25 protein-coding genes and 1 tRNA gene are annotated in these 24,694 nt (G+C 42.7%); 8 read left to right on the forward strand and 18 right to left on the reverse strand.

The annotated features are described in order from the left end of the window. Positions 1-5: 5 nt before the first annotated feature. Positions 6-1,175: a cation diffusion facilitator family transporter gene (locus NSA57_RS07825; protein WP_257464496.1), complete on the reverse strand. Its 1,170-nt coding sequence runs from the start codon at positions 1,173-1,175 to the stop codon at positions 6-8. A gap of 189 nt (positions 1,176-1,364) precedes the next feature. Here NSA57_RS07825 and NSA57_RS07830 point away from each other — a divergent pair, with 189 nt between their 5' ends. Then, positions 1,365-2,132 (forward strand): NYN domain-containing protein, encoded by a 768-nt coding sequence (locus tag NSA57_RS07830; protein ID WP_147598334.1) that lies wholly within the window; start codon positions 1,365-1,367, stop codon positions 2,130-2,132. A 10-nt stretch (positions 2,133-2,142) separates the two neighbouring features. Here the strand turns inward: NSA57_RS07830 and truA are convergent, their stop codons facing one another. The 10 genes from truA to NSA57_RS07880 all read right to left on the reverse strand — a co-directional run bounded on the left by truA (position 2,143) and on the right by NSA57_RS07880 (position 12,475). Then, a complete protein-coding gene (truA, locus tag NSA57_RS07835) occupies positions 2,143-2,886 on the reverse strand; it encodes a tRNA pseudouridine(38-40) synthase TruA (RefSeq protein WP_022068107.1) in 744 nt (247 codons plus the stop codon). Further along, positions 2,883-3,686: an energy-coupling factor transporter transmembrane component T family protein gene (locus NSA57_RS07840; protein ID WP_257464497.1), complete on the reverse strand. Its 804-nt coding sequence runs from the start codon at positions 3,684-3,686 to the stop codon at positions 2,883-2,885. The genes truA and NSA57_RS07840 overlap by 4 nt, the downstream gene beginning before the upstream one ends. Continuing rightward, complete coding sequence (locus NSA57_RS07845) at positions 3,683-4,567, reverse strand: energy-coupling factor transporter ATPase (RefSeq protein WP_147598335.1); 885 nt, start codon at positions 4,565-4,567, stop codon at positions 3,683-3,685. The genes NSA57_RS07840 and NSA57_RS07845 overlap by 4 nt, the downstream gene beginning before the upstream one ends. Then, positions 4,558-5,403, reverse strand: a complete 846-nt coding sequence (locus NSA57_RS07850) for an energy-coupling factor transporter ATPase (protein WP_147598336.1) — start codon at positions 5,401-5,403, stop codon at positions 4,558-4,560. The genes NSA57_RS07845 and NSA57_RS07850 overlap by 10 nt, the downstream gene beginning before the upstream one ends. Before the next feature lie 12 nt (positions 5,404-5,415). After that, positions 5,416-6,024: a ribosome biogenesis GTP-binding protein YihA/YsxC gene (gene yihA / locus NSA57_RS07855; protein ID WP_147598337.1), complete on the reverse strand. Its 609-nt coding sequence runs from the start codon at positions 6,022-6,024 to the stop codon at positions 5,416-5,418. Positions 6,025-6,069: 45 nt separating this feature from the next. After that, complete coding sequence (lon, locus tag NSA57_RS07860; RefSeq protein WP_173751825.1) at positions 6,070-8,385, reverse strand: endopeptidase La; 2,316 nt, start codon at positions 8,383-8,385, stop codon at positions 6,070-6,072. Between the two features lie 18 nt (positions 8,386-8,403). Further along, positions 8,404-9,714: an ATP-dependent Clp protease ATP-binding subunit ClpX gene (gene clpX, locus NSA57_RS07865; RefSeq protein ID WP_022068102.1), complete on the reverse strand. Its 1,311-nt coding sequence runs from the start codon at positions 9,712-9,714 to the stop codon at positions 8,404-8,406. An 89-nt stretch (positions 9,715-9,803) separates the two neighbouring features. Further along, positions 9,804-10,385, reverse strand: coding sequence for an ATP-dependent Clp endopeptidase proteolytic subunit ClpP (gene clpP, locus NSA57_RS07870; protein WP_138270627.1), 582 nt, complete (start codon positions 10,383-10,385; stop codon positions 9,804-9,806). A 57-nt stretch (positions 10,386-10,442) separates the two neighbouring features. After that, positions 10,443-11,729, reverse strand: a complete 1,287-nt coding sequence (tig, locus tag NSA57_RS07875) for a trigger factor (protein WP_173751826.1) — start codon at positions 11,727-11,729, stop codon at positions 10,443-10,445. A 194-nt stretch (positions 11,730-11,923) separates the two neighbouring features. Then, positions 11,924-12,475, reverse strand: a complete 552-nt coding sequence (locus NSA57_RS07880; protein WP_257464499.1) for a DJ-1 family glyoxalase III — start codon at positions 12,473-12,475, stop codon at positions 11,924-11,926. 458 nt (positions 12,476-12,933) lie between these two features. Between NSA57_RS07880 and NSA57_RS07885 the strand changes: the two genes are divergently transcribed. Continuing rightward, complete coding sequence (locus tag NSA57_RS07885; protein WP_257464500.1) at positions 12,934-13,395, forward strand: CYTH domain-containing protein; 462 nt, start codon at positions 12,934-12,936, stop codon at positions 13,393-13,395. 65 nt (positions 13,396-13,460) lie between these two features. On the opposite strand, the gene NSA57_RS07890 is transcribed toward NSA57_RS07885, so the two are convergent. The 3 genes from NSA57_RS07890 to NSA57_RS07900 form a co-directional block, all read right to left on the reverse strand. After that, a complete protein-coding gene (locus NSA57_RS07890) occupies positions 13,461-13,697 on the reverse strand; it encodes a hypothetical protein (protein ID WP_257464501.1) in 237 nt (78 codons plus the stop codon). An 85-nt stretch (positions 13,698-13,782) separates the two neighbouring features. Further along, positions 13,783-14,577 (reverse strand): pyrroline-5-carboxylate reductase, encoded by a 795-nt coding sequence (proC, locus tag NSA57_RS07895; RefSeq protein WP_257464502.1) that lies wholly within the window; start codon positions 14,575-14,577, stop codon positions 13,783-13,785. After that, on the reverse strand, positions 14,574-15,020 hold the full coding sequence (locus NSA57_RS07900) for a transporter (RefSeq protein WP_147598344.1): 447 nt from the start codon (positions 15,018-15,020) through the stop codon (positions 14,574-14,576). Before NSA57_RS07900 ends, proC begins: the two co-directional genes overlap by 4 nt. 295 nt (positions 15,021-15,315) lie before the next feature. On the opposite strand from NSA57_RS07900, the gene NSA57_RS07905 reads away from it, so the two are divergent. Then, positions 15,316-15,386 (forward strand) — tRNA-Gly (locus NSA57_RS07905). A gap of 50 nt (positions 15,387-15,436) precedes the next feature. Here the strand turns inward: NSA57_RS07905 and malQ are convergent. From malQ to NSA57_RS07925, 4 genes are all read right to left on the reverse strand, one after another. Beyond that, on the reverse strand, positions 15,437-16,936 hold the full coding sequence (gene malQ / locus NSA57_RS07910) for a 4-alpha-glucanotransferase (protein WP_257464503.1): 1,500 nt from the start codon (positions 16,934-16,936) through the stop codon (positions 15,437-15,439). A 79-nt stretch (positions 16,937-17,015) separates the two neighbouring features. Continuing rightward, a complete protein-coding gene (locus NSA57_RS07915) occupies positions 17,016-17,621 on the reverse strand; it encodes an ABC transporter substrate-binding protein (protein ID WP_257464504.1) in 606 nt (201 codons plus the stop codon). Beyond that, a complete protein-coding gene (locus NSA57_RS07920) occupies positions 17,563-19,512 on the reverse strand; it encodes a recombinase family protein (protein WP_257464505.1) in 1,950 nt (649 codons plus the stop codon). The genes NSA57_RS07915 and NSA57_RS07920 overlap by 59 nt, the downstream gene beginning before the upstream one ends. Positions 19,513-19,708: 196 nt before the next feature. Further along, positions 19,709-19,909, reverse strand: a complete 201-nt coding sequence (locus tag NSA57_RS07925; RefSeq protein ID WP_257464506.1) for a hypothetical protein — start codon at positions 19,907-19,909, stop codon at positions 19,709-19,711. Positions 19,910-20,520: 611 nt separating this feature from the next. Between NSA57_RS07925 and NSA57_RS07930 the strand changes: the two genes are divergently transcribed. The 5 genes from NSA57_RS07930 (at position 20,521) to NSA57_RS07950 (ending at position 24,467) form a co-directional block, all read left to right on the forward strand. Continuing rightward, on the forward strand, positions 20,521-21,066 hold the full coding sequence (locus NSA57_RS07930; RefSeq protein WP_257464507.1) for a GNAT family N-acetyltransferase: 546 nt from the start codon (positions 20,521-20,523) through the stop codon (positions 21,064-21,066). Next, the gene (locus NSA57_RS07935) at positions 21,056-21,688 is read left to right on the forward strand and encodes a GyrI-like domain-containing protein (RefSeq protein WP_257464508.1); all 633 of its coding nucleotides are present in this window, start codon (positions 21,056-21,058) and stop codon (positions 21,686-21,688) included. Before NSA57_RS07930 ends, NSA57_RS07935 begins: the two co-directional genes overlap by 11 nt. 83 nt (positions 21,689-21,771) lie before the next feature. Further along, positions 21,772-22,467 carry an alpha/beta hydrolase gene (locus NSA57_RS07940; RefSeq protein ID WP_330671314.1) on the forward strand — a complete coding sequence of 232 codons (696 nt, stop codon included), beginning with the start codon at positions 21,772-21,774 and terminating at the stop codon, positions 22,465-22,467. A gap of 58 nt (positions 22,468-22,525) precedes the next feature. Further along, complete coding sequence (locus NSA57_RS07945; protein WP_257464510.1) at positions 22,526-23,341, forward strand: helix-turn-helix domain-containing protein; 816 nt, start codon at positions 22,526-22,528, stop codon at positions 23,339-23,341. Between the two features lie 190 nt (positions 23,342-23,531). After that, the gene (locus tag NSA57_RS07950; RefSeq protein WP_257464511.1) at positions 23,532-24,467 is read left to right on the forward strand and encodes an Abi family protein; all 936 of its coding nucleotides are present in this window, start codon (positions 23,532-23,534) and stop codon (positions 24,465-24,467) included. Positions 24,468-24,694: the final 227 nt, after the last annotated feature.

Below are 24,694 nucleotides of genomic sequence, written 5' to 3' on the forward strand. Positions count from 1 at the left end.
TTCTGTCAGTAATACTCATGATCAATCTGAATCACCGGAGAATACTGGCCTCCGGGCAGTTCTTTAATTTTTTCTTTCAGGTTATTCATAATTTCATTATCTGTCTTCTGACAGCAGCTTGGTACAGACACATCAAAAATCAGATTCGTATTGGTAGGGCCCTTTACCATTCGGAAATCATGCATACTGAACGATTCATCTGTTGTCTTTACAACAGCTCTTACCTTTTCCTGCATATCCAGAATCTCTTCATCATCGGTAACAATGGGATCCATGTGAATAGTAGCAGAACAGTGAAGCTTTTCCTGAAGCTCATGTTCAATATGGTCAATCTGTTCATGTATTTCCTGGATATCCCCCTCTGCATCTACTTCCGCATGAAGTGAGATCATCAGACGGCCCGGACCATAATCGTGGACGATCAGGTCATGGATTCCATATACCAGTTTATGAGAGGTAACAATATCTCTGATCTCTTCAATAAATTCTTCCTTTGGCGGCTGCCCCAGAAGAAGATCCATGGTTTCCTTTATGGTAGAGGCCCCTGTATACAGAATAAACAGTCCCACCAGAATACCAAACCATCCATCCAGAAGAAGTCCTGTAAACTGGCTGATCACCGTAGCCGCCAGAACAAGGGCTGTGGAAACGGTGTCGCTTAAACTGTCCATTGCAGTCGCTTTCATTGCAGCGCTTTCTATTTTTTTCCCTACGGCCCGGTTATAATAAAACATATATACCTTTACCAGAATGGACACAGCCAAAATACCTATGATCACAGGGCTGCTTTCTACCGGCTCCGGATGGATCAGCTTTTCTATGGAAGACTTTACAAGCTCAAATCCCATAACAAGTATGGCAACTGATACCAGAAGTCCTGAAATATACTCCATTCTTCCGTGTCCGAAAGGATGTTCCGGATCTGGTCTCTGTCCGGAGATCCGGAAACCGATCAGGGTTATGATTGAGGAGCCCGCATCAGAAAGGTTGTTAAATGCATCTGCAGTAATGGCTATGGAACCGCTCAAAAATCCGGCCATCCATTTTCCCAGAAAAAGCAGGATATTTAGCCCGATCCCCACAGCACCGCAGAGAGTCCCGTATGCCTGTCTCACTGCCGGAGAACTGTAATCCTGCCTGTTTTTAATAAAAATCGAAGCAAAAAACTGAATCATATTTCCATCTCCTACTCCTGTTTCATTCCCTCGATTCTAACACATTCTATGATAAAATTCCAGAAATATTTACTTTTAACCGAAAAAATGCTATATTGCATATATAAATCTATACAGAAAACTATCTGTTTTCAGGACATATCCATTTCAGCTTTTATGACAGAATTTTAAACAGGAGAATAGCCCATTATGAAGAATCTTGAAAAAATCGCTCTGCTGATCGATGCAGACAACACTCAGCTTTCCAAACTGGAAACTGTAATACAGGAACTCTCTGCTTATGGACGCATTGTTGTAAAAAGAGCCTACGGAAACTGGAGAAAAGAAGCTCTGAAAAACTGGGAAGATGAACTGAAAAGACTTGCCATCAAAGCAGAGCAGCAGTTTGACTATGTTTCCGGCAAAAACGCCACGGATATGGCGCTGGTCATTGACACTCTTGATCTGCTCCACAAAGAAATCTATGACGCTTTTGTGATCGTTGCCAGCGACAGCGACTACACCCCTCTTGCTATCCGGCTCCATGAATCCGGCGTGTATGTAATGGGCGTAGGCGAGAAGAAAACTCCCTCTGCTTTTCGCAATGCCTGCGATGAATTTCTATTCCTGGAAAACATGAGCAAATCCTCAGAAATCTCTTCTTCCAGATCGGAAAGCAAAACAAACGGACGAAAAGAAACTGCTGGCAGCGATCCGGAAGAACAGTCAAATACCGACGAGCTGCGGGATATTCACAAGCTTCTGAAAATTGCCTGGGATAAATATCAGGATGATGACCGCTATGTCAATGTCAGCTCTGCCGGTCAGTATATCAAACGTGCAAAACCGGACTTTGACGCCCGCACCTACGGCTTTATGAAGCTTCCTGATCTTATTGAAGCTTTTCCAGAAAAATATGCAATGAAGCGCTATCCCGGAAAAGGAACTGTCACTATCATTGCATATAAGTGTAAATGATCTTTCATTTTTATGAATCAAAAAATTCAATTCCCATAAGAGTCAGTCCGTGAGCCGGCGCTGTAGGGCCGGAAACAGAACGGTCGCAGGCATTAAGAATCTCGCGGACTCTCTCCGGCGGATACTGTCCGTTTCCCACCTGTATCAGAGTTCCTGCAATAATTCTTACCATATTGTACAGAAATCCTTCCCCGGAAACACGGATAGTAACAATATCTCCGTCCCTCCATACATCAATTCCCGTCACTGTCCGGACTGTTGATTTTACCTGGGCTCCTGTACCACAGAAGCTTGCAAAATCATGACGGCCAATCAGATAAGAGGTAGCTTCTCTCATTTTTTCCACATCAAGCTTATAATGATAAAAATAAGAATAAAGTCTTTCTGTAGGCACGGGGAATTTCCTGTTGAGGATCCTGTACTCATAAGTTTTTTCACTGTCACAGTATCTTGGGTGAAAATCCGGTTCTACTTCCTCGGAAAGCTGTATGCGGATGTCCTCCGGAAGCCTCTGATTCAGCGCATAGGAAATTTTTTCTCCGGGAATTTTTGTGTTTGTGTCGAACACAGCAACATTCCCAAGGGCATGTACTCCTGCGTCTGTGCGGCTTGCTCCTATGGTTTCTATTTTTTCACCAAGAAGTTCTGACAATGTATCATTGAGAACTCCCTGGATAGTGATTCCATTTGGCTGGATCTGCCAGCCGCAGTAATTTGTGCCGTCATAGGCAACTACAAGTCCTACTCTTTTCATATTCCTGCCACCCGAAATCCGATTGCAACTGCAAGATACAAAGCCAGTATCATATAGGTTACATGATCTCTTTTTTCATAATGAAGAGGTTTCATCTGAGTTCTCTGATCTCCTCCGTGATAGCATCTTGCTTCCATTGCCATAGCAAGATCATTTGCCCGGCGAAATGCGGAGATAAACAGAGGCACCAGAAGAGGAACCATATTTTTCACCTTCTGGACCAGATTTCCATTCTCAAAATCTGCTCCTCTTGCGATCTGCGCCTTCATGATCTTGTCTGTTTCCTCCAGAAGTATGGGAATAAACCGAAGGGCAATGGACATCATCATTGCAATTTCATGAACCGGCACATGAATCTTATTCAGAGGACGCAGACCTCTCTCCAGACCGTCTGTAAGCTGATTTGGCGTTGTGGTCAGCGTCATAAGAGAAGAACCGATCACCAGGTAGATCAGACGGATCGCCATCTTTCCGGCCAGTGAAATTCCCTCTCTTGTGGCTTTAAGGAAACCAAAACTCCAGAGCACCTCACCTGGTGTCAGAAATACATTAAACACCATGGTGATGATCAGGATAATGAAAATTGCTTTCAGACCCTTAAAAATAAATTTTACAGGAACCTTTGATATTTTTATTACAGCAGCCAGAAATACTGTTGCCACTGCATACCCCGGAATCGTATTGAACAGGAACACAGAAATAATAAAAACAAGGGTTCCCATCAGCTTTGTCCTGGGATCCAGTTTATGAAGAGGGGAATCCGCAGGATAATACTGGCCAATCGTAATGTCTCTGATCATTTCTCATTTCCTCCCTTCAAAAGAGGAGAGCCTGCTTCTTTCAGCGCTCTGAGAATATCGTCCCTCGCCTCCTCCACAGTTGTCGCATTGGGATCTACTTTCAGCCCTTTCTGTTTCAGGGCATGCATAATATAGGTAATCTGAGGCGCTGCCAGTCCCATAGCCTCCAGCTCCTGATAATGGCTGAACACCTCTCTTGGAGTATCGTCAAAGGCAATCTGTCCACGGTTTACCACGATCAGACGCTCTACATATTTTGCCACGTCTTCCATGCTGTGGGATACAAGAATGATGGTGATTCCACGAGCCTTATGAAGCTCTGATATCTGATCCAGGATCTCGTCCCGGCCTTTGGGATCAAGTCCGGCTGTAGGCTCATCCAGGATCAGGATTTTGGGATTCATGGCAAGAACGCCTGCAATGGCAACTCTTTTTTTCTGACCTCCGGAAAGTTCAAAAGGCGATTTACTGAAATTTTTTTCTTTAAATCCAACCTGAAGAAGCGCTTTTTTTGCTTCAGCCTCTGCTTCTTCACGGCTCATTCCCTGATTCATGGGGCCAAAACACACGTCAGAAAGCACATCGCTCTCAAAAAGCTGATGCTCCGGATACTGAAATACCAGGCCAACCTGACTTCTTAACTTCCGCCTGTCATATTTTTCTTCCCAAACATCTTCCCCATTGTAGAGAACAGAGCCGGATGTAGGGCGGATCAGAGCATTCAGATGCTGGATCAGTGTGGATTTTCCACTTCCAGTATGACCGATCACTCCGATAAACTGTCCGTCCGGAATTTCCAGATTAATATCCTTCAGCGCATGGATCTCATAGGCAGTTCCTGGACTGTAGGTGTATGTGATATTTTTTAATTCTATTGACATAAGCAATTCACCAGCTCTTCCGTAGTAAGGATTCCATCCGGAATATCCACCCCGGATTTTTTCAGTTCATGGGCAAGGAGCGTTACCTGAGGTACGTCCAGTCTGTATTTTTTCAGCATGTCCACCTGGGAGAAAATCTCTCCTGGAGTTCCCTCCATTACTACATGGCCCTCGTCCATAACATATACATGGTCTGCGTCAATGACTTCCTCCATGTAGTGAGTGATCAGAACTACTGTTACTTTTTCCTGTCTGTTCAGCTGATGCACTGCTTCCAGAACCTCTTTCCTGCCGTTTGGATCCAGCATGGCTGTAGGTTCGTCAAGTACAATACATCTTGGACGCATTGCCATGACTCCTGCAATGGCAACCCTCTGCTTCTGTCCGCCGGAAAGCTTGTTGGGCGAATGGTGGCGATATGCTGCCATTCCGGTTTTCTGAAGACTTTCATCTACCCGTTTCCAGATATCTTCTGTGGGAATCCCCATATTTTCCGGTCCGAATCCCACGTCTTCCTCCACAACAGTTCCAATGATCTGATTATCAGGATTCTGAAATACCATTCCTGCTTTCTGCCGGATCTTCCACAGCTCCGGCTCCTTCATGGTATCCATGTTATCGATCCATATAGTTCCCTCCGTAGGAAGAAGCAGTGCGTTAATATGCTTGGCAAATGTGGATTTTCCGGATCCGTTATGTCCCAGAACAGCCACAAACTCACCTTCCTGAATATCCACGCTCACTTCGTCCACAGCTCTCTGAGTCTCCTGTATGTTTCCGTCGTCATCATATTTAAAATAATCAAATCCCAGTTTCAATGCTTTGATGATTCCCATATCCGTATCCTTTCAGACTTCCTCAGAAGGCTCTTTGCCGTCTGTAAGAGATTCGATCACTTCCCAGATTTCGTCTCTTCCCTGCTTGGTTTCAGCGGAAAAAGGAATCACTGTGCTTCCTTTTTTCAGCTGAAGTCCTTCTTTTATCATTTTCAGATGCTTCTGGATCTGACTTCTTTTTAATTTATCCAGTTTGGTGGCTATGATGATCGGTTCATAACCGTTATGGAGAATCCACTCATACATCTGACAGTCATTGGCAGACGGTTCATGACGGATATCGATCAGAAGAAACACGGCTTTCAGATTTTTTGAAGTATGAAGATACTTCTCAATCATCTTTCCCCATTTTTCTTTTTCCGCCTGAGATACCCGGGCATATCCATATCCGGGAAGGTCTACCAGGTACCTTTCGCCATTGATCTTATAAAAGTTGATGGTCTGTGTTTTGCCCGGCTGTCCGCTGGTGCGGGCCAGAGACTTCCGGTTCATCAGACCGTTGATCAGGGAGGATTTCCCCACATTGGATTTTCCGGCAAACGCCACTTCCGGCATTCCCGTATCAGGAAGTTTGCTGGTAATACCGCAAACAATATCTAATTCCGCCTGTTTTATAACCATTTGTTTCCTCTCCTGTCCGGCTCCTTTCACGGACCCGGGATCTTGTTATTTACTCAGCGCTCGGTGAAGCACATCTGTCATGGTATCTACAAAAGAAATCTTCAGACCGTCAAGGATCTCCTGATCCAGCTCTTCCACATCCACTCTGTTTTCTGCCGGAACAAGGACTTCTTTTATTTTTGCATATCTGGCTGCCAGAAGCTTCTCCTTCAGCCCGCCAATAGGAAGCACACGGCCTCTCAAAGTAATTTCTCCTGTCATTGCCACGTCTGCTCTTACTGGCTTTTTGATAATCGCAGACAGCATGGCTGTGGCCATGGTGATTCCGGCTGAGGGACCGTCCTTTGGAACTGCTCCCTCCGGAATATGTACATGAATGTCGTTTTCCTGGAAAAACTCCGGTCCTATCTTATACTGGTCTGCAATGGAACGGATAAAGGAAATACCTGCCTGCGCGGATTCCTTCATCACATCTCCCAGCTGTCCGGTCAGCGCCAGCTCGCCCTTTCCAGGCATCACATTGACCTCTATCTGCAGCGTATCGCCGCCGACCTGTGTCCATGCAAGGCCTCTTGCAATACCGATCTCATCCTTTTTATTTGCCATCATATAGGAATAACGGCTTTTTCCCAGGAACTTATCCAGATTCTTTGTGGTGACCTTTACCTTGTCCTGTCCGTTTTCCATGATCTCACGGGCTGCCCTGCGGCAGATCTGCGCGATCTTTCTTTCCAGAGACCGGACTCCGGCTTCTTTGGTATAAAGATTAATGATTTTCCGAAGAGCTGGCGTCTGTATCGACAGACTTCCCTTTGGAAGTCCGTTGACCTCCATCTGCTTTGGAATCAGGTGATCCTTTGCAATATGTTCTTTTTCATTTTCCGTATAGCCGGAAATCTCCAGAACCTCCATACGGTCAAGAAGGGGACGTGGAATCTCCTGAATATCATTGGCTGTGGCAATAAATAGAACCTCGGAAAGATCCTGTGGCACTTCCACGTAATGATCATTAAAGCGGCTGTTCTGCTCCGGATCAAGAACCTCCAGAAGCGCTGAAGCTGTATCGCCTCTGTGGTCGCTTCCGGTCTTGTCTATTTCATCCAGTAGCATCAGAGGATTGCTGACTCCTGCCTGCTGCAGAGCCGCCGTGATCCTTCCCGGCATGGCACCTACATAGGTTCTTCTATGCCCTCTGATCTCAGCTTCATCCCGGACACCGCCCAGACAGATGCGGACATATTTTTTGTGAAGAGCCTCTGCCACCGACTTCGCAATGGAAGTCTTACCGGTTCCCGGAGGTCCTACCAGACAGAGGATAGGACTTTTTCCGCCCTTTGTCAGCTTTCTCACAGAAAGAAATTCCATGATCCTTTCTTTGACCTCTTTCAGTCCGTAATGCCCTTCTTCAAGGATTTTCCATGCTTCTGCCAGATCATCAGAATCCTCAGAACGGCTGTTCCAGGGAAGCGCCAGAAGTGTTTCAATATAAGTTCCAAGTACAGGACTTTCTGCCGAGCTGCCGCTCATGGAGCGGTAACGGCTGATCTCCTTTGTAAGCTTTTCCTTTACTTCCGCAGGAGCATCCAGCTGTTCCAGTTTTTTCCCATACTCATCCGCCATATCGGAAACACTTTCTTCTCCAAGTTCCTCACGGATCAGCTTTAACTGTTCTCTCAGAATATATTCCCGCTGGTTTTTATCAACCCTGAGCTTCAGTTTTTTCTGAAGATCCTGTCCTACCTTGAAAACTTCAATTTCATTCTGAAGGATCCCTCCAAGAACTTCATACCGTTCCTCAAGAGTAGCGGCCTCCAGAAGCTTCTGCTTGTTCTGCCAGGTAAGGGAAATATTTACGGAAATCTGTGTCATCAGCTCTTCAAGGTTTTCGATATTCATGATCTGGGCTGCCAGCTCCCGGCTGACCTTGCCGCTTTCCATACAATACTGATGAAACAGACCATGAATTCCTCTGTACATAGCCTCCCGCACAGTGTCTGCATATTGAGCCCCTTCCTGCGTGGAACCGGATATTTCCGCTTCCAGAAACGTTTCTTCCTGAACAAGAGATAAAAGCTCGGCTCTCTCCCGGCCTTCTACCAGAACCCGCAGAAGATCATGGGGAAGCTTTACTACCTGTTTGATATATGCAATGGTGCCCACTCTGTACAGATCTGAAATTCCGGGATTCTCTGTTTCCGGATCTTTCTGCGTCACCAGAAAAATCTCCTGTCTGCGAAGCATTGCCGCTTCTACAGCTTTTATGGAACGCTCTCTGCTTATGTCAAAGTGAACGATCATTTCCGGCAGGATCGTTGTTCCCCGAAGGGCGATCGCCGGCAAAGTGTTAATTGGCTGCGTCATTTGCTGTCATTTCCTTCCTCAGGCTGTTTCCGGTTTGCCCTTTTTCCTGGAACGTGAATTTCTTCTCGCGGAAGGCTGTGCTGCCGGGGCTTCTCCATAAATGATCTCCGGCTCTCCTGTTCCTTCAACAGCCTCTTTTGTAATAATTGCCTTACGGATCGTATTGTCTGAAGGCGCCTTATACATCAGATCCATCAGGGATGTTTCCATAATGGAGCGAAGTCCTCTGGCGCCTGTTTTTCTTTCCAGAGATTTTTTTGCCACCAGCTCCAGAGCCTCATCCTGGAAATCAAGCTCTACTCCATCCAGCTCAAACAGCTTGTGGTACTGTTTGGTAAGAGAATTTTTCGGCTCACGGAGGATACGGATCAGAGCTTTTTCATCCAGTCCGTCCAGAGTGACAACAATAGGCACTCGTCCGATAAATTCCGGGATCAGTCCGAATTTTATGAAATCCTCCGGCATTACCTGCTTCAGAACTTCGCCTACATTTCTTTCCTCTTTTGCCGTAACCTCGGCCCCAAACCCAATAGCTTTGGTATCCTGACGGGCCTCAATGATCTTTTCGATTCCGTCAAAGGCGCCGCCGCAGATAAACAGGATGTTTGTTGTGTCTATCTGAATAAACTCCTGATGCGGATGCTTTCTTCCTCCCTGAGGCGGAACGCTGGCAACAGTTCCCTCAAGGATCTTAAGAAGAGCCTGCTGTACACCCTCGCCGGATACATCACGGGTAATGGATGCGTTTTCAGCTTTTCTGGTGATCTTGTCAATCTCATCAATATAAATGATTCCGTACTGTGCCCGCTCAATGTCATAGTCAGCTGCCTGGATGATCTTCAGAAGGATATTTTCCACATCCTCTCCTACATATCCGGCTTCTGTCAGGGTGGTGGCATCAGCGATTGCAAACGGAACGTTCAGAAGGCGGGCCAGAGTCTGAGCCAGAAGAGTTTTTCCGGAACCTGTTGGGCCAAGCATCAGAATATTGCTTTTCTGAAGCTCCACATCCAGATTTCTTGCTGCGGTAATTCTTTTATAATGATTATAAACTGCCACAGACAGAGCTTTTTTTGCATCCTCCTGTCCGATTACATAATCATCCAGGATTTTGTGGATTTCCTCTGGTTTCAGAAGGTTGATATCCGTGTCAAAATCATCCTCCGGACCATACTGGGCCAGCTCCTCTTCCATAATCTCCGCACAGATTCCGATGCATTCATCACAGATGAACACTCCCTCCGGGCCTGCGATCAGCTTCCGTACCTGATCCTCGGATTTATTACAAAAAGAGCATCTGACCTTTCCTTCTCTTATCTTATCTGCCATGGATATTTCTCTATTCCTTTCTATATTGATATGCTGAGATAAAAGCAAGACAAGACTCCCTGTTAAAGGAGTCTTCTCTTTAGTCTTTTTTATTTATGTTCAACAACGCCGTCAATCAGACCATATGCCTTTGCTTCTTCTGCAGTCATATAATTGTCGCGGTCTGTATCCTTTTCAACCACTTCAAGAGGCTGTCCTGTATTCTCAGCCAGCATTTCATTTAAGGTGCGCTTTGTCTGAGCGATGTGATCTGCCACAATCTGGATTTCTGTAGCCTGACCCTGAGCGCCGCCGGACGGCTGGTGAATCATAATGGTAGAGTGCGGAAGAGCAAATCTCTTGCCCTTTGTTCCTCCTGCCAGAAGGAATGCGCCCATGCTGGCTGCCATTCCAAGGCAGATGGTGGATACATCGCACTTAATGTATTTCATGGTGTCGTAAATTGCCATACCTGCGGTAACAGAACCTCCCGGACTGTTGATATAAAGCTGAATATCCTTGCCCGGATCCTCTGCTTCCAGAAACAGAAGCTGTGCCACAATGATACTGGCGCTTACGTCATTCACTTCCTCACCCAGAAAAATAATCCTGTCTTTCAGAAGTCTTGAATAAATGTCGTAGCTTCTCTCTCCCCTGCTTGTCTGCTCAATGACATAAGGTACTAAACTCATATATATGCCTCCATTCGTCGCGTCACAGTGGATTCAAAAGATGTCCGCTTGCGCTTTTTACGCTTCCTTTGCCTCGTCTGCTACAAGAGTAACTGCTTTCTGTACAGCCATGTCTTTCTTCATCTGCTCTAATTCACGGTCTCCAAGAAGCTCTTTTAATTTGTCAGCTTCCATTTTGTACATTTCAGCCATCTTGCTGATTTCTTCGTTTACTTCGTCCTCAGAAACCTCAATGTTCTCAGTCTCTGCGATCTTTTCAAGAACAAGTCTTGTCTGGATTCTCTTCAGAGCCTGCGGTTTCATCTCTTCCTGCATCTTCTCTGCTGTCATTCCTGTGAACTGGAAGTACTGCTCCATAGTCAGACCCTGAGACTGCATTCTGGATGCAAAATCATTCATCATCTGACGAACCTGTGTGTTGAGCATAGCGTCCGGAATTTCCATCTCAGCGTTCTCAATTGCTTTATCTACTGCTGCATTTTCTTTTGCTGCGCGTGCTTCTTTTTCTTTTTTCTCTGTAAGGTTTTTCTTAACGTCCTCTCTGTACTCTGCAAGAGTGTCAAACTCGGAAACGTCCTGAGCGAAATCGTCATCAAGCTCCGGAAGCTCTTTTGTTTCTACTTTCTTCACATCGCACTGGAATACTGCTGCTTTGCCTGCAAGCTCTGCTGCCTGATATTCCTCAGGGAAAGTTACGTTTACTTCTACGTGATCTCCTGCTTTAGCGCCTACAAGCTGATCCTCGAATCCCGGAATAAAGGAACCGGAACCAAGTGTCAGCGGATAATCTGTTCCTTTGCCGCCTTCAAAAGCAACGCCGTCTACAAATCCCTCAAAGTCGATTGTTGTGATATCGCCGTTCTCTGCTCCGCGATCCTCAACAGTTACAGTTCTGGAGTTTTTCTCCTGCTCTTTTTTGATCTCAGCATCAATGTCCTCGTCTGTTACTTCTGTCTCAGACTTCGGAACCTCAACACCCTTGTACTCGCCAAGTGTTACTTCCGGTTTTACAGCTACTTCTGCTGTGAAGATGAAAGCTTTTCCCGGCTCAGCCTGAGTTACGTCAATCTCCGGCTGGGAAACAATCTCAAGGTCGCACTCCTCAAGAGCTTTGCTGTAGTGTTCCGGAATCAGAGCGTTTGCAGCGTCCTCAAGGAAAATTCCTTTTCCGTACATCTGCTCGATCATTTTTCTCGGAGCTTTGCCTTTACGGAATCCCGGAATGGAGATTTTGCCTCTTGCTTTCAGGTATGCATTCTGCATTGCCTTGTCTAATTCTTCAGCGGAAACCTCAATTGTAAGTTTCGCCATGTTTTTTTCCATTTTTTCTACCTGTAAACTCATGTTTCCTGTTCCTCCTTAAACTTGTCAGGTTCTGATTCTATTTTTAAAATTTACTCTATTTTTGCCTGTGTTTCAGCATTTCAGGCAAGTGTATCCTCTTAAAAAAAGATACAATTACAGTCATTATCGAAGTATAGCACAACTGACATAAAAACACCAGAGTTTTTTTCAGTTTTATGTTCCCTTATAGACCTCTATCCCCTGTATACAATGGATTCTGCGATTTCCTGCGCCTTTTCCTCTCCCATAAGCTGCGCGATCAGGCTGAGAGCAAAAGGAACCGCAGTTCCAAGGCCGCGGCTGGTAGTCACATTTCCGTCTACAACAACAGGATCCTCACAGGTTTCAGCTCCGTCAAGCTGATCCATAAAAGAAGGATAGGAGGTCGCCTTTCTGTTTTTCAGAAATCCCAGCTTTGCAAAAACACTTGGGGCTGCGCAGATGGCTGCAACCTTTCCGCCTTTTGCATAATACTCTGTGAGAAGGCCTGTAAGGGGCTGATGCTCACCCAGATATTTTGTTCCCGGCATTCCTCCCGGAAGTACCAGCATATCTGCATCTGAAAAATCTGTTTCTGAAAAAACACGATCCGTTTTCATCTCAATCCCATGTGAAGTCGTAATCTCCCTTGTTTCCTTAATAGAAACTGTAACCGCCTCAATTCCCGCTCTTCTCATAAGATCCACAACAGTCAGTCCTTCAATATCCTCAAATCCGTCTGCCAGAAAAATATATACTCTGCTCATAAATAAATCCTCCCGTCTGTCAGGGTTCATGTCCCTTTCCATATGTATGTAAGTATACCACTTTTTTCCACCGGCATACAAGAAATATTGTTCGGCTATCTCCCTTTACGAAAACAATCTGGAATGCATTTTGTCCTGTATATATATTTTTGTCAAAAACAGCCAAAAATACCTTGCGGAATATTACCTGCAGGCGGCTGCGCTGGTTACTTATAGTCCGTTGAACATCAGCAAAATCACGTGACGGAAAGCTCTCCCCATGATATAATAATACAGATTATTGACCCCGGCTGAAAATATCAAAACACATATCATAAAACTGCGCGCAGCTTTATTGGAGTATAAAACAGGAAAATGAGCAATTTACCCGCCGCACAGAAACAAACAGAAGAAATTGTTACAATGATTTAAGCTTTCCCGTTTACAGTTATTTTTCATTTAAGCAAAAGGAGTATGTTATGGAAATAGAAAGAAAATTTCTTATAAAAAAAGACCGGTTTCCCGATAACCTGGCACAATATCCCTGTCATGAAATTGAGCAGGGCTACCTCTGTACCGAACCGGTTGTACGCATCCGCAGACAGGACGACGAATATTATCTTACTTATAAATCAAAGGGATTCATGACACGGGAAGAATACAATCTTCCTCTGACTAAAGATGCCTATCTTCACCTGAAACCCAAGGCTGACGGACTTGTAATCTCAAAAACGAGATACCTTATCCCGGAAAAAAACAGGCTGACTATTGAGCTTGATGTGTTTCATCAGGAATATGAAGGTCTTCTTCTGGCTGAAGTAGAATTTTCCTCTCAGGAAGAAGCAGAATCCTACTGTCCTCCTGACTGGTTCGGGGAGGATGTCACTTTTTCCTCCAGATATCACAACAGTACTTTAAGCCGTGGTCTTATTGAAAAATAATCCTCTGCCTTTTATCCGGCTGCATGGCAGTTTTTTCAGGTATCCTTTTTCCCATATGGACACCTTTATTTATATCTTTTACTATACTGTCTCATTTTTCTTCTGCGCCTTCTCTTTATACACGGCCGCACTTTTCTCCACTTTTTTGCAGGATTCCACTTTCCGCTTGTCAGCCTTTTTTCCAGATATCTGCTGCAAAATACCGGAATGATCCCCAGAAGCTTCCCCACAATCCGTATTGCCAGCTTCCTGCTATTTTCCAGCCTCATAGACTGTTCAAGAAGTTTCTGAATAAAAAACATGTGCTAAACCTCCCTTACAGGAAATAGTTTAGCACATTCTGTTCTTTAACACAATTTTACAAAAAATAAATCCTGATATTTTATTTTACAGACGTTTTCCTTTTTCTGCCGCCCCTGTAAGAGCCTCAAACACAGCGCTTCTCATTCCCTTATCTTCCAGAATCCGAACTCCCTCAATGGTACTTCCCGCCGGAGAGCATACCATGTCTTTCAGTTCAGCAGGATGCCTTCCTGTTTCCAGTACCATTTTTGCGCTTCCCATCACTGCCTGCGCCGCAAAAGAATACGCCTGACTTCTTGGAAGCCCCTGAGCAACTGCAGCGTCTGCCATCGCCTCAATAAACATAAATACATAAGCCGGTGAACATCCGCATACTGCGCTGAACGCATCCATCAGTCTCTCTGGAATAAATTCAAATCTTCCAAAGCTTTCTGCAATCTCTCTGATCTTCTGCGCTTCCTCCTCCGTTACCCGGTCGTTGCAGCAGCCTGCTGTCATGCCTGCGCCCACCTGAGCCGGAGTATTTGGCATCAGACGTACTGTTTTTACTGGGCAGCCACAGGTATCTTCCAACCATTTCAGTGTTTTACCCGGGGCAATTCCCACCAGAATATGCTTTTCTGTCAAAAGATCTTTGATCTCTGTGAGAACCTCTTCATAAAACTGTGGCTTTACTGCAAGAAATACAATTTCTGCCTGTGTAACCACCTGACGGTTGTCCATAGTTGTCTCCACACCCAGCTTTTCACGGCTCCGTCTTGACCCTGCCTCTGTAAGATTAGACACAATGATCTCTTCTTTTTTTACAATTCCCTTTTTCAAAATTCCGCCGATCATAGCTGAAGCCATGTTTCCGCATCCGATAAATCCTATTTTCATGATTGTTTTTCCTCTTTTCTTTTATTTCTCTCATGGTACACCATGTCGTCTACTTCTGTCATCAGAAACTTGCGGATCGCAAATAAAATCCCAATGGCGATCACTCCTATCAGCGTCTCCCAGGTTCTCAGATGCTCTACTACCATCTGCCTTGCTGTTGCAAACATAAGAACCTCCACAACGGTCTGAGCAGAATGTCTGCAGAGCATTTTTACAAACTCCACTCCAACAACAAGAGACAGCGCATTTGCAAGAAATTCCGTAAAGAAATCCACATTCATACTGAGGATTTCTCTGCTCGTCACATCACAGACCAACCGGATACCGACCAGTGCGATCACTCCCAGAATCACAACAGACAGCAAAATTTCCATATAACGCGCAACATGATAGATCACTTCATTAAACCGTTTCCGTATGGCATGATTCACTTCCTTTTTCATTTTCTCTCCCTTTCATTTTCAGGTATTTCCGGATACTCTTCTGATCATATCCGCCTTCTGCCTGCAAGCTCCCATACAGGACAATACTTTTAAATTGTCTGAAGTATGAATCAAAATGCATTCTGAGTCACCTTCGGTAATGGCATTTTTCCCTGTATGCCCCGGGACTTTTATATGCAGAGCCAAAACATCTCGCAGGATGTAACCTGTGCCCAGTAACAAAACCCAACTTTTCTCAAAGTATTTTCTGAATTTTTCTTGAATCAAAAAAACTCCGGTGCTATAATAAATTCATGCAGATATAGTTCATCGGTAGAACACCAGCTTCCCAAGCTGGGGAGGCGGGTTCGATTCCCGTTATCTGCTTACGGTAAAAAGCCTTCGGAACATTCCGTAGGCTTTTTTTGCACCGCATCCTACTGCCTGCCGTATCTTTTTGCAAGCACTTTCATTTCTTTTTGAAGGTTTTCTGTAAACTGTCCCGGGATCAGTCTCCACTTCCAGTTATTTCCCAGTGTGGAAGGCTGGTTCATCCGGGCGGAATTGTCCAGATACAGATAGTCCTGCATGGGAATTACACAGAGCTTTGCCACACTTCTCATAACAAGACAGATCAGATCCTGACAGATTTCCCGGTCTGAACCGTAAAAATTATTCAGATATTCTCTTACCTGTCTGCGTTCTTTGGGCGTAATATCCCGGAACCAGGACAATAGCGTTTCGTTGTCATGTGTACCTGTATAAACCACGCAGTTTTCCGGATAATTATGAGGAAGGTAATCGCTTGCATTTCCTGTGTCTCTTTCATCAAAAGCAAACTCAATAACCTTCATATTGGGATAGCCGCTTTCCTCTACAAGACGCTTCACAGAATCTGTCATATATCCCAGATCTTCCGCAATAATCTTTCTTGCCCCCAGCCTTACAGAAACTGCCCGGAACAAATCAATGCCCGGTCCTTTTTCCCACCATCCGTGTTCCGCAGTTTTATCCCCATAAGGAATTGCATAATACTCATCAAATCCACGGAAATGGTCGATTCTTACTACATCATAAAGGCGGAAACAGTTTTCGATCCGTTTGATCCACCACTCAAATCCGGAGTTTCTGTGCACCTCCCAGTTATAAAGGGGATTCCCCCAAAGCTGTCCCGTTGCTGAAAAACCGTCCGGAGGACAACCGGCAACCTGTGTGGGACAATTATTTTCATCCAGCTTAAACAGCCACGGGTTTGCCCAGGTATCTGCACTGTCCATGGCAACATAAATGGGAATATCTCCAATGATCTCAATTCCCTGTTTATTGGCATAGGCTTTCAGCTTCATCCACTGCTGCCTGAATTTAAACTGCATATACTCCTGAAATTCAATTTCAAAGTACAGCTCACGTCTGTAATAATCCAGAGCATTCTGCCATCTGAGGCGGATATCCTCCGCCCATTCACTCCAGGGCTTTCCCTCAAATCTCTGCTTCACAGCCATAAAAAGCGCATAGTCCTTCAGCCACCAGGCTTCTTCTTCCTGAAAGCGTCTGAATTCCTCGTTTTCCCCCACATTACTGCGCTCATAAGCCTTTCGAAGAAGAATAATCCGGCCCTTATACAGCTTCGCATAATCCACACTGGCAGGATCACTGCCAAAATCCACTGCGTCACACTCCTTTTGCGTGAGAACTCCCTCTTCGATCAGGTCTTCCAGACTGATAAAATAAGGATTGCCTGCAAAGGTGGAAAATGACTGATAGGGCGAATCACCATAGCTGGTAGGACCCAGAGGCAGAATCTGCCAGCAGCTCTGTCCTGCCGCCTTCAATGCGTCTACAAAATCATAGGCGCTTTTTGAAAAACATCCGATTCCATATTTTGACGGCAGGCTGCTGACAGGCAGCAGCACACCGCATTGTCTTTTGTCCGACATATTTTTTCTCCTTCCGTTTTCTTATTTAATAGTGTCACAGGAGAAAAAAAGTGTCAATATCAAAAATCGCAGATTTCTGTCATTCTGCTGCTTTTTCCGCATATTCCACTGTAACAAGCTTTTCATAGGGCATTCTCCTGCTTAGTTCCCCTGCATCCTCCAGAATATCCTGCAAAAGCTCAAAGCTTTCCTTTTCAAATATAAGATTTTCTTTCCAGGTATCCTGTTCATGATAACGTTTTACAATAGTTGTAAGCGTTTCCATATCGGTTTCCGGAAACTGAGGCGCGATCACCTGCGCGATCTCCTCCGGTGTATGCTCCCGCACAAACTCCATTCCCATCTGAAGACCATTTGTAAACTTCTGTATTACATCCGGATACTCTTTCAGATAGCTGGTTTTTGCGCTGTAAGAAGTATAAGGCACATATCCGGACTCCACCCCAAGCGAAGCAACCACATGACCGGTTCCCTCCTTTTCCAGAGCTGTAGCAGAAGGCTCAAACTCTACTGTAAAATCCGCAGAGTCATCCCCTGCAAAAGCTGCTGCCGTAGAACCGAAATCAATACTCTGATCAATGGAAAGATCCTTCTGCGGGTCAAGTCCGTTTTGTTTCAGAATATACTCAAAAACCATTTCCGGCATACCGCCTGTCGCCACCATATCCATGTAAATTTGGGTCATATATAGAGCCTGTCGTGTTATCAGTAAGGTTTTCACAAAAGAAGTGGTTCATAATCTCCTGTAATTCTTCCTTGCTTTTCACAATCGTGTATGGTTTCAATGAGTTATCGCTTGATTCTACGATTCCCATATCCATCATAAGTCCAATATAAGGCAATACACTCTTCTTTGACTTTGGATAACCCAAATCAGTCAGTGCTTTTGATAAATATTTTGCAGAGGTAAACCCACGTTCTTCTTCATATATGAGTCGCATGGTCTGGTAAATGATTTCGTTTTCACGACGATTCATTTCCTGTGCCGGACTATACTGAATCAGTCCGGACAGACCATATTTTAATTCGATTTCCGGAAGGCCTTCTTCATCCACTTCGATTCGCTCAATTAAGATTTCGATATCTTTACGGTCAAGAATTCCTTTTTCAATGATTTTATCTACGACCTGCAATGCATTTTCCAGTTTTTCTTTTACATCTTTATTCTCAAGACTGATATCATTTAATTCTTTTAGCTGCAGTTCCAATCCATGAATCTGGGAAAGAATATCCTGCTGCAGAGCATCGTAAGTTTCATTTACGATATCTTCATTACCATGAGCATTGGATAAATCTCTGACTTTCTGTGTGAAAAGAACTTTTAACTGTTTTTTGCGTTCTGATATATTGTTTTGAATTTCAGTACGTTTTTCTTCAAGTGTTATTTTCTCAGAATCAAAATCTTTCATATCATAGGTTGCAATGACTTCTGACAAAGCATTGCGACACAGGCTGATATAAGTTACAACATCTCCCATCAAATCATTTTCTTCGATTAAATGTGCTTTTGAGCAATGGCGCTTGCCTTTGGTGTTGTAGGTAGTGCAGATATAATATTTACGTTCTCTGCTGGAAGTGGTTCTCTTAATTGGAGTCAAACGACTTCCACAATCTTTGCAGAACAGACAACTTCCAAATGGATTTGGTATTTCGGAACCAATCCATTGTCCACGACTTCCACGATAATTGTTCTTTACACGTTTTTCTTTCATTTCCTGAATCAGATCAAAAGAAGCTTTATCAATGATAGCAGGGTGATGATTTTCAAAAGCATACTGTTCATCCTTTGGCACACGCTTGTCTTTTCCATGAACGGTAGAACGTGCACGTTTACGCAAACGAAGTGTACCAATATAAAAATCATTTCCAAGCATATCTTTTACCATAGAATCAGACCATTCTGTTGCAATCTGACGTTTGGTAACTTTGCCTTCTTCAAGTTCTCGTTCGTGGCGAACCATGGAAGGCGTCGGAACTTTGTTTTCTGTCAGATAGTTGGCAATCATACGATAGCCGGAACCTTTTAAGTATAGGTCATAGACCATTTTTACATATTCCGCTTCTTTCGGTACGATTTCTATGATGGATTTGTCTTTTTCATTTCGTTTATATCCAAATGGCGGCTGTGTCATAAGTGTTCCCTCTTTTTGACGAGCTCCAAGAGCACGTTTGATTTTTTTACTGGTGTCTTTTACATATCTCTCATTATACCATGTTTTAATACCAATCGTATCATCATCTGCCTGCATAGAATCATAATTATCATCTATGACAATCAGTTGTTTTCCACGTTCCTGAAAATCATCGAGAAGAAGAAGCACTTTGGCATTGTGACGCCCGAGTCGGGAAAAATCTTTGACAAACACGAGGTCAATATCTTTATCTAAATCTTCCATTAATTGATTGAAGCCTGGACGGTCAAATTTATATCCAGATACTCCATCATCTTCATACCAGCGGTCGATCACCATGTTATTTTCTGCCGCAAATTGGTTAATAATTAATTTCTGATTTTCGATAGAAACGTAGTTTCGTTTGTCATCATCTCTTGATAGACGTACATATCCAGCGTTCATAGACTCACTTCCTTTCTGTATATGAAATATATTAACATGAATAATGTAAATAATAAATATAATTTTTGAAAATCGAAAGGTGCTATAGCCATGCAACCTCGATTCCACTTCGTTTCATCTCGGTCACGGGCATCGCCCTATCGTCTGCAAATAATATACGAACACTCGTGAGCAAGCTCCCAGTGACGTATATTATTTACATCCGGCATGGCTCATAGGTATCGTGAAAGTGATTCTTAATAACCGCCTTTAATCCATCGTGAATATTCTTATCATTCTGTCCATCCAGATATGTGACAACTCGAAATCCCAGTTTCCTATATTTATCTTTTGCTGTTTCATATTCTTCTGTTGATGAAAAATCGTTTTTCCAAAGATAATAGGTTGGTTTACTCAAGTGTTATCACATCCCCTCTGCCTTATAATTCGAGAGACGGTGTCTCTCGATTATGCCTCCGGCGGATGGCAGAGATGTGCAGAGGTAGATACTGCTACCGCAGTGCACATCTCGCCCAAGAATGCCGGGGCATTCTTGATTCAATATATGAAATCCTGTTCCTATTGTTGCAAGTCCCATTTGCAGCTTTATCGATTGAGCCGAGATTCCGGTTTCTTTGGTGAACGGTTTTTCACGTTCCTCTTATGGATGAATCCATAACTCGCCGTTGGTTGCCGAGCCACCCCAAGGAGTTTCACCTATTAGATGTGAGTGTCATTATACAGTGCAGTGATTTCACTTGCTTGCAAGAGTGAAATCACAAACGCCGACAACGAAAACTTGTTTTCGTTGTATGTTACCGCTGATTCCGGTTTCTCTAATTGTCAAGGTGCGAGAGCAATTTCTGCTCTTTTGATAAGGCGAGGATAACACGAATTTTTAAAGTACCCTGGATATTCACGGCGATTGCAATTTGGCAATGGGTATAGGATGAGAAATTGCAAATTTGCAATTGTAGAGTATGAACGGATGAGCTATAATCAAGGAAAAGAACAAGGGGAGATTATACGATGTTAGAAACAAATAGATTGATATTGCGTCATTGGGTAGAATCTGATGCAGAAAGTTTGTATGAATATGCGAAAGACCCTGAGGTTGGTCCGATCGCCGGATGGCCGCCACACAAAGATATTAATGAAAGTTTAAGTGTTATAAAGAATGTTTTTACTGGTGCTGAGTGCTATGCCATCTGCGAAAAAGGGAGTGATAGAGCGATTGGCGCAGTTGAACTTAAATTGAACGGACACACAGATATGACTGAAAGAGATGATGAATGTGAACTGGGCTATTGGCTTGGGAAGCCATTCTGGGGAAGAGGTTATATGCCAGAAGCGGTAAAAACTCTTTTGCGTCATGGTTTTGAAACTCTTGGTATGACAACGATTTGGTGCGGCTACTATGATGGAAATAACAAATCAAAACGTGTTCAGGAGAAAGTGGGTTTTGTTTATCATCATACTTGCAATGAAGTTCCAGTACCTTTGATGAATGAAATCAGGGTTGGCCATACGAATTTTATGACGAAAGAAAGTTGGGAGAGCAAATATGGCGTTTGATTTTAAGAAAGAATACAAAGAATTTTATATGCCGAAGAACAAACCAGCAATTGTAAATGTACCAAAAGCTAACTATATTGCTGTCAGAGGTAAAGGAAATCCGAATGAAGAAGGTGGAGCATATCAAAAGGCAATTAGCGTGTTATATGCTGTTGCATACACATTAAAAATGAGTTACAAGACAGAGTATAAGATTGAAGGATTTTTTGAATATGTTGTACCGCCACTGGAAGGTTTCTGGTGGCAAGACGATGTCCATGGTGTGGATTATGCAAATAAAGATGCTTTCAATTGGATTTCGGTTATTCGATTACCAGATTTTGTTACGAAAGAGAATTTTGATTGGGCAGTTGAAACAGCAACGAAAAAGAAAAAATTGGATTGTTCAGCAGCGGAATATCTTACGATTGATGAGGGATTGTGTGTTCAGATTATGCACTTTGGACCGTTTGATGATGAACCGGCAACTGTTGCATTAATGGATGATTATGTGGAACAGAATGGCTATGTAAACGATATGAGCGAGGAACGGTTGCACCATGAGATTTACATGTCTGATGCAAGAAAGGTTGCTCCGGAAAAATGGAAAACGGTTATAAGACATCCGATAAGGAAAGCATAAAATTGAATATGGATTTTTAAGCGAGGTGAAAGAGGTCGAATTATATAGAATACGGAAAAGAAAATAGTGATGTAATTGTCCTCTTGCACGGAGGCGGTTTGTCATGGTGGAATTATAAAGAAGCTGCTGAAAGATTGCAAATGGATTATCATGTAATTATACCTATAATAGATGGTCATGCAGGCTGTGATAAACCATTTACAACGATAGAGAATAATTCTTCGGAAATTATAGAATTTATAAATAATAAATTAGGTGGTTCAGTTCTATTGATTGGAGGATTATCACTTGGAGGGCAGATTTTGCTTGAGATTTTATCTCAACATAAGAATATATGTAAGTATGCAATCGTGGAAAGTGCACTTGTGATACCTTCAAAATTTACATATTCTATGATTAAACCGGCGTTTGGCAGTTGTTATAACTTGATAAAGTATAAGTGGTTTTCAAAATTACAATTCAAATCATTGCGAATAAAATCGAATTTGTTTGATGAGTATTACAAAGATACTTGTGCAATTACAAAGAGTGATATGATTTCATTTTTGCAGGAAAACTCTGTATATTCTTTAAAAGATGGTATTAGGGATTGCGAAGCAATTGTCTGGATTTTTGTGGGAGAGAAGGAAAATAACTCAATAAAAAAATCTGCTAAGCTTATTCATGAAAAATTACAGGGTAGTTTTATACAAATTCTGCCTAATATGTATCATGGAGAGTTTTCAATAAATTATGCAGACAGGTATGTAAGCAAACTATTGGAAATAATAAAGCAATGAAACTTTGAGTTGTGGAATCATAATTACAACAATGTATAAGTTTGGAAAGGATGAATCTATGAAATCATTACCAGCAGATAATATCCATCAACGTCTGAGTGATCTCCGTAATGGCACCGGGAAATCGCAGCAAGAAGTTGCAGATGAATTGAATATACAAGCATCCGTGTTAAGTCGTATTGAACGTGGAGAAACAAAAGCAGTCAGCCATGATTTGGTTATAAAATTTGCAGAATACTATAATGTTTCGACGGATTATTTGCTTTGCATATCGGATATTCGCATCAGAAGGAATGTGGAACTGGAAGAATTGGGATTGACCAATAAGGCGCTGCTCCAGTTGTTACAAGGGAACGTGAATGGAGATATTTTGAGTAGATTGTTGGAGCACCGTTACTTCCCGCAACTTCTTGATACGATTAATTCCTATTTTACGGAAGAACATAATGCTGGATTCGCAAACAGAAATGCTGTCATAGATATGGGTACAGCAAGTTTAAGGGAACTTATCAAAGAAAATCCGGATTGCAAAATTGAAACCCAACATGGGATTCGTGAAATCAATGCTCAAAAGATTACCGGAACAGAGGCGGACATAGAGAAAATAAAAAGTATTTTTCTCGTAATTCTAAAGGACATCAAAAAAGAATTTGATATACCATTTTCGGATGTTAGTTCGGAAGAATTGCAAAAGCAACTGGCTAATATGCGAAAACAGGCATTGTTTCAGAAAAAAAAGAATCCAAAGTTTAATGAAACGAATATGGCAAAACTTGTCATGAATATGTTTCAAAATATGGGAATGGATTTGGATGAGTATGAACAGGAATTGTTCCAGAAAATGATGGTGCATATGTTTCAACGTAAACGATAATCAGAATACGTCAGTAAAAAATGAATATAATATATAATACCCTACAAAAAAATACCGTTGACATTTCTGTGTCATTTTTGTATATTATTTGTAGTGGTTGTGCTGTGGAATCTCGAGATGCCCACAGCCCAGGGAGCTCATGCGTGGGCTCCCTTTTTGCAACTAAAGACAAGATTGGAGAAATGCAGCTATGCCGAAGACGTTCTTTACATACGAGCAACAATTGAATAAATTGCAGAATGAAAAGCAGCTTACGATAACAAATCTGGCATATGCTGAAGAAGTTCTTGAAAAGCTAAGCTATTATTCTCTGATCGGTGGATACAAAAATCTTTTTAAGCATCCGGCATCAGGTAATTATATTTACGGAGTTACATTTGAAGAAATCGTTGCATTCTATTATTTTGATGAAGAACTCCGAACATTGTTTTTGAAATATATCCTCCATGTGGAGCGTCATATGAAATCCATGATTTCATACTATTTTTGCGAAAAATATGGAGAGAATCAATCAGCATATTTAGACGAACATAATTACAATCTTTCAAAGAAAAATGCACATGAAGTAAAGCGACTTGTGAATTCGCTTTCAAAATCAATATCTGTTCCAAGCAGCTATGCGTACATAACACATCATGTAAATACATATGGAAACGTACCACTTTGGGTAGCAATGAATGCCATTACCTTTGGACAAGTATCTAAAATGTATCAATATGCACCTACAGATATCAGAACGAAAATCAGTAAACGTTTTGGTGGATTGACAGAAAAACAATTGCATCAGTTGATTACGATTGTAGCCAGATGCCGTAATGTGTGCGCACATGGAGAACGTCTGTATTCATTCAGAATCCGTGAAACAATTCCAGATATGCCACTTCACGACAAACTTAAGATTGTCAAGAAAAAAGGACAGTTTGTAAGTGGTAAAAGTGATTTGTTTGCAGCCGTTATTGCATTGAGATATTTAATAGGGAATGAAGATTTTAAGAAATTTAAAAGGGATTTACTTCGCCTGATAAATGATACATTGAAAAAGTGTCCACACATTTCTAAAGAACAGCTGTTAAAAAATATGGGATTTCCAGAGAACTGGGATAAAATACTAAGATATAAAAAGTAAGCTTTTACTATTTTCTTGATTATGATAAAATGAATAGCAATTGGGGTATGTGTTTGCGGACACATACTTGGAGGAGTCGGAGAAATCTGGCTCCTCTTTTAATTTTGTTAAAAATGAAAACCAGAGCTAACAACTCTGGCTTTATGTAAGCGCTTAATTTTTAGGTATGATAGAAAAATCCCCGACTACTTTTCAGTAGTCGGAGCACCTTGACAATTCACATATGA

It is taken from the genome of Blautia caecimuris (genome assembly GCF_024622975.1).
GTDB classification, from domain to species: domain Bacteria; phylum Bacillota; class Clostridia; order Lachnospirales; family Lachnospiraceae; genus Blautia_A; species Blautia_A caecimuris.

Bases quoted from the DNA above. Each gene is read 5' to 3' on its own strand.
- NSA57_RS07825 (WP_257464496.1), bottom strand. From the start codon at position 1,175: ATGATTCAGTTTTTTGCTTCGATTTTTATTAAAAACAGGCAGGATTAC.
- NSA57_RS07830 (WP_147598334.1), top strand. From the start codon at position 1,365: ATGAAGAATCTTGAAAAAATCGCTCTGCTGATCGATGCAGACAACACT.
- truA (WP_022068107.1), bottom strand. From the start codon at position 2,886: ATGAAAAGAGTAGGACTTGTAGTTGCCTATGACGGCACAAATTACTGC.
- NSA57_RS07840 (WP_257464497.1), bottom strand. From the start codon at position 3,686: ATGATCAGAGACATTACGATTGGCCAGTATTATCCTGCGGATTCCCCT.
- NSA57_RS07845 (WP_147598335.1), bottom strand. From the start codon at position 4,567: ATGTCAATAGAATTAAAAAATATCACATACACCTACAGTCCAGGAACT.
- NSA57_RS07850 (WP_147598336.1), bottom strand. From the start codon at position 5,403: ATGGGAATCATCAAAGCATTGAAACTGGGATTTGATTATTTTAAATAT.
- yihA (WP_147598337.1), bottom strand. From the start codon at position 6,024: ATGGTTATAAAACAGGCGGAATTAGATATTGTTTGCGGTATTACCAGC.
- lon (WP_173751825.1), bottom strand. From the start codon at position 8,385: ATGACGCAGCCAATTAACACTTTGCCGGCGATCGCCCTTCGGGGAACA.
- clpX (WP_022068102.1), bottom strand. From the start codon at position 9,714: ATGGCAGATAAGATAAGAGAAGGAAAGGTCAGATGCTCTTTTTGTAAT.
- clpP (WP_138270627.1), bottom strand. From the start codon at position 10,385: ATGAGTTTAGTACCTTATGTCATTGAGCAGACAAGCAGGGGAGAGAGA.
- tig (WP_173751826.1), bottom strand. From the start codon at position 11,729: ATGAGTTTACAGGTAGAAAAAATGGAAAAAAACATGGCGAAACTTACA.
- NSA57_RS07880 (WP_257464499.1), bottom strand. From the start codon at position 12,475: ATGAGCAGAGTATATATTTTTCTGGCAGACGGATTTGAGGATATTGAA.
- NSA57_RS07885 (WP_257464500.1), top strand. From the start codon at position 12,934: ATGGAAATAGAAAGAAAATTTCTTATAAAAAAAGACCGGTTTCCCGAT.
- NSA57_RS07890 (WP_257464501.1), bottom strand. From the start codon at position 13,697: ATGTTTTTTATTCAGAAACTTCTTGAACAGTCTATGAGGCTGGAAAAT.
- proC (WP_257464502.1), bottom strand. From the start codon at position 14,577: ATGAAAATAGGATTTATCGGATGCGGAAACATGGCTTCAGCTATGATC.
- NSA57_RS07900 (WP_147598344.1), bottom strand. From the start codon at position 15,020: ATGAAAAAGGAAGTGAATCATGCCATACGGAAACGGTTTAATGAAGTG.
- malQ (WP_257464503.1), bottom strand. From the start codon at position 16,936: ATGTCGGACAAAAGACAATGCGGTGTGCTGCTGCCTGTCAGCAGCCTG.
- NSA57_RS07915 (WP_257464504.1), bottom strand. From the start codon at position 17,621: ATGACCCAAATTTACATGGATATGGTGGCGACAGGCGGTATGCCGGAA.
- NSA57_RS07920 (WP_257464505.1), bottom strand. From the start codon at position 19,512: ATGAACGCTGGATATGTACGTCTATCAAGAGATGATGACAAACGAAAC.
- NSA57_RS07930 (WP_257464507.1), top strand. From the start codon at position 20,521: ATGTTAGAAACAAATAGATTGATATTGCGTCATTGGGTAGAATCTGAT.
- NSA57_RS07935 (WP_257464508.1), top strand. From the start codon at position 21,056: ATGGCGTTTGATTTTAAGAAAGAATACAAAGAATTTTATATGCCGAAG.
- NSA57_RS07945 (WP_257464510.1), top strand. From the start codon at position 22,526: ATGAAATCATTACCAGCAGATAATATCCATCAACGTCTGAGTGATCTC.
- NSA57_RS07950 (WP_257464511.1), top strand. From the start codon at position 23,532: ATGCCGAAGACGTTCTTTACATACGAGCAACAATTGAATAAATTGCAG.